Annotated in this window: 6 protein-coding genes; 2 read left to right on the top strand and 4 right to left on the bottom strand. The window is 62.3% G+C overall.

All coding sequences use genetic code 11. From position 1 onward, the window contains the following. Both EOD07_RS27575 and EOD07_RS27570 read left to right on the top strand, forming a co-directional pair. Positions 1-272, top strand: a 272-nt coding sequence (locus tag EOD07_RS27575) for a uracil-DNA glycosylase family protein (RefSeq protein ID WP_348627786.1), incomplete at its 5' end; no start/stop codon positions are given. A gap of 107 nt (positions 273-379) precedes the next feature. Next, positions 380-871 (top strand): Lrp/AsnC family transcriptional regulator, encoded by a 492-nt coding sequence (locus tag EOD07_RS27570; RefSeq protein WP_006205209.1) that lies wholly within the window; start codon positions 380-382, stop codon positions 869-871. 21 nt (positions 872-892) lie between these two features. On the opposite strand, the gene EOD07_RS27565 is transcribed toward EOD07_RS27570, so the two are convergent. The 4 genes from EOD07_RS27565 to EOD07_RS27550 all read right to left on the bottom strand — a co-directional run. Continuing rightward, entirely contained in the window at positions 893-1,465 is a 573-nt protein-coding gene (locus EOD07_RS27565) for a DUF3299 domain-containing protein (RefSeq protein WP_127237639.1), read from the bottom strand. A 64-nt stretch (positions 1,466-1,529) separates the two neighbouring features. Next, positions 1,530-2,108 carry a GNAT family N-acetyltransferase gene (locus EOD07_RS27560; protein WP_127237638.1) on the bottom strand — a complete coding sequence of 193 codons (579 nt, stop codon included), beginning with the start codon at positions 2,106-2,108 and terminating at the stop codon, positions 1,530-1,532. Further along, positions 2,068-2,772 (bottom strand): DNA alkylation repair protein, encoded by a 705-nt coding sequence (locus tag EOD07_RS27555; protein ID WP_127237637.1) that lies wholly within the window; start codon positions 2,770-2,772, stop codon positions 2,068-2,070. The genes EOD07_RS27560 and EOD07_RS27555 overlap by 41 nt, the downstream gene beginning before the upstream one ends. Before the next feature lie 8 nt (positions 2,773-2,780). Next, positions 2,781-3,396 (bottom strand): NAD(P)-dependent oxidoreductase (locus tag EOD07_RS27550; protein ID WP_164772585.1); only part of this gene is annotated, 616 nt, incomplete at its 5' end.

Genomic DNA, 3,396 nt, shown 5'->3' with positions numbered 1-3,396 from the left:
GCTCGGACCTGATGGCGCTGATGCCCCAGATCGATCTGGTGCTGACCATCGGTGGCTATGCGCAGGCATGGCATATGGGCACGACACGCCTGCCGTCGCTGACCGAGACGGTCAGGAACTGGCGCGCCATATGGGATGGACCGTCCATTCCGAAAGTGCTGCCGCTGCCGCATCCGTCGTGGCGAAACACCGGCTGGCTTAAGAAGAATCCCTGGTTTGAAATGGATTTGCTGCCCTTCCTGAGGTCGGAAATCCGCTATCGCATCGATTAGGCATTCTGCAAGATATCACTCGCTTTTCGTGCCTTTGGCAGAATTTCTTTCTTGTTAAAGGCCTCGATAAAAGGGATTATGGAGAAACTATTCCCCTGGAGCTTCCCATGGATCGCCTCGACAGAAAAATTCTCCGCCTCCTGCAGGAGGACGCGACGCTTGCGGTCGCCGATGTCGCCAAGAAAGTCGGCTTGTCGACCACGCCGTGCTGGCGGCGCATCCAGAAGCTCGAGGAGGAGGGCGTCATCAAGCGGCGTGTCGCCATCCTCGACCATGAGAAGGTCAATGTGCGCGTCACCGTCTTCGTGTCGATCCGCACCAATTCGCACAGCCATGAATGGCTGCGGCGCTTCTCCGAGGTCATCCAGGAATTCCCGGAAGTGGTCGAGTTCTACCGCATGAGCGGCGACGTCGATTACCTGCTGCGCGTGGTGGTTCCGGACATTGCCGCCTATGACGCATTCTACAAGCGGCTGATCGCCAAGATCGAGATCCGCGACGTCTCGTCGTCCTTCGCCATGGAGCAGATCAAGTATACGACGGAAATCCCGCTCGACTACATGGTGCTGGACAAGGAATCGGGCGCGAACGCGGCGTGACACTGGTTGCGCCGACCGGCCTTAATTCTTCTTTTTGTTCAGGAAATTCCACGGCGAGTTGACCGGCAGCGTGACCGTGTCCGGCACGCTGCCGACACTCGTCACCTCGGCCTTGCGCACGGTGTAGCCGGATTGGACGATCGAGACGCCGTCGAGGATGAAGAGCTGGCTCTTCTCCATGCCGGGCTTCAGCACGCCGGTGACGGCGACCGGCTCATAGGCCTCTTTCATCTTGTAGGGATGCGCCGGCGTCACCAGCACGATCTGGTTCGGCGGCGGCGTCGGCATATGGCTGCAGGCGCCGGTCCACGGCACCAGCAGGAATTGGTAGACGAGGTCACCCTCGCGGTCGACCGGCAGTGCATAGCCGGCTAGTTGTATCGTCTTGTCCTGCAGATCGAGCGACAAGGTCTCGCCGTGGTCGGGCAGTTTTGCCGCGACCATCGGCAGGTTGGCGTCCTCGGCGATCGCTTGCGTCGCCGGACGGAGATCCTTCCAGAAGATATGCGCGACGTCGGCCGAGGCATGGGCTCCCGAGGCAACGAGCAGGAGCATGGCCGCCAACGTCGCGCATGATCTGAAACGCTTGTTCATGGTCGCTCCATCCTCCGCGAGTGGATTTGCGGAATCGAGTAAAAGCATCGTGACCGGTCAGGGCTCAACGGTTCAGCCGCATGACATGCCGGCGCGTGCCGGCGGTTCCGGTCTCTTGGAAGCCTCGCGCGGCGAACATGTCTCGAAACCCCATGAAGCGATAGCTGGGTGCTGCTTCGTCGACAGGATAGGCCTCGATGATAAGCGCACCTTTGGAGAAGGCGTGGTCGATCGCGGCGTCGAGCAGGGCGGAAGCCAGCCCGCCGCCACGCAAAGCCCTCGGCACATAGAAGCAGACGATCGACCATATGCCGGTCTCGGAGTCGTCCTGCTGCTTTGAAAGTCTTCGATAGGTTTCGCGCGGCGCGACCGAGCACCAGCCGACCGGTCCGCCGTCCAACTCGGCGAGGATGCCGACCGGGGTACCGGCATCGATGCGCGCCATCATCATGCGCTTCTTCTCGTCGTTCTGGATATGCTCGCGGCTGGAATGGCGCCAGGCCATGCACCAGCAGTATTTCGGTGCGCCGGGCTGTTCGAAGAGGGTTTCGAAGCGGCCGCGCGTTTCCCGCGTCACCTCGATGAAGCGGAAGGAAGCGGGATCAAGTTTTTCTGGCGGCGAGTCGTTCGAGTTGCTTGGCATCCGTCAGTTCCTTCACCGCGTCCTTGCCGATCCAGCGTGCCGTCCTGTCCGGCGATGCCGCCAGTTTCTCCGCCAGGGCAAGGGCAGGGGCGTGCAGGCTCATGGAGCGCTTGCCGATCTGCCGCAGCGCCCAATTCACCGCTTTCTTCACGAAATTGCGCGGGTCGCTCGCATGCCTCTCGATCAGCGGCAGATAGGCGATGAAGGTCGCGTCGGGTTCCTTCTTGAGATGCACAGTGCTCCAGGCCAGCATGGCAAAGGCGGTGCGGCGGACGAATTCGCGGTCGTCTTCGGCGAACCCGTCGACCAGTTCGCGCCAGAACGGCGTTTCGGCAAATAGGTCCGCAACCGAGTCGACGATCTCCCAGCTGTCGAAATCCGCGGCCCAGCGCCGGCATTGATCGATGTCGAGCTTCTTCGGCTCGCCCGTGAAGGCGGCCATCAGCCGCGCCTCGCGAATGCCGCTCTTCCACAGCAGCAGCGCGCGTTCATGGTTCTTCCTGACCTTGCGCGCCAGCGGCCGCAATTCGGAATTGCCGATGCCAAGCGCGGTCGCGGTGTTGATGCCGAAGCGCGCCATGCCGGTCAGGTTTTCCGCCACACCGATCGAGCGCAGATGAGCGAGGATGTCGTCGGCGCTCCAGCTCTGATCGGGCAGGATCATCAAGTCGCCTATTTTTCCAGGCGCGCCAGCAGCGAGGACGTGTCCCAGCGCTTGCCGCCCATGTCCTGCACATCCTTGTAGAACTGGTCGACAAGCGCGGTCACCGGCAGCTTGGCGCCGTTGCGGTTGGCCTCCGCCAAGCAGATGCCGAGGTCCTTGCGCATCCAGTCGACGGCGAAGCCGAAGTCATATTTGCCGGCATTCATCGTCTTGTGGCGGTTTTCCATCTGCCAGGAACCGGCTGCCCCCTTCGAGATCACCTCGACGACTTTCTCGATGTCGAGGCCTGCCTTCTTGCCGAAATGAATGCCTTCGGCCAGTCCCTGGACGAGACCGGCAATGGCGATCTGGTTGATCATTTTCGTCAGCTGGCCGGCGCCGGCCGAGCCCATCAGGCCGATCATGCGGGCGTAGGCGTCAATGACGGGCCGCGCCTTGTCGAAGGCGGCCTCATCGCCGCCGACCATGACGGTCAGCACGCCGTTCTCGGCGCCGGCCTGGCCGCCGGACACCGGCGCGTCGAGGAAGGAGAAGCCCGCCTGGCGCGCCGCTTCGTCGAGCTCGCGCGCGACCTCGGCCGAGGCGGGGGTGTTTTCGATGAAGACCGAACCCTTCTTCATCGCC

The sequence above is a fragment of the Mesorhizobium sp. M2C.T.Ca.TU.002.02.1.1 genome (genome assembly GCF_003997225.1).
The sequence above is the reverse complement of the archived record's forward strand: the minus strand, read 5'-3'. Positions and strand labels throughout refer to the sequence as shown.

Coding starts and splice junctions, on each gene's coding strand:
- EOD07_RS27570 (WP_006205209.1), top strand. CDS start 380: ATGGATCGCCTCGACAGAAAAATTCTCCGCCTCCTGCAGGAGGACGCG.
- EOD07_RS27565 (WP_127237639.1), bottom strand. CDS start 1,465: ATGAACAAGCGTTTCAGATCATGCGCGACGTTGGCGGCCATGCTCCTG.
- EOD07_RS27560 (WP_127237638.1), bottom strand. CDS start 2,108: ATGCCAAGCAACTCGAACGACTCGCCGCCAGAAAAACTTGATCCCGCT.
- EOD07_RS27555 (WP_127237637.1), bottom strand. CDS start 2,772: ATGATCCTGCCCGATCAGAGCTGGAGCGCCGACGACATCCTCGCTCAT.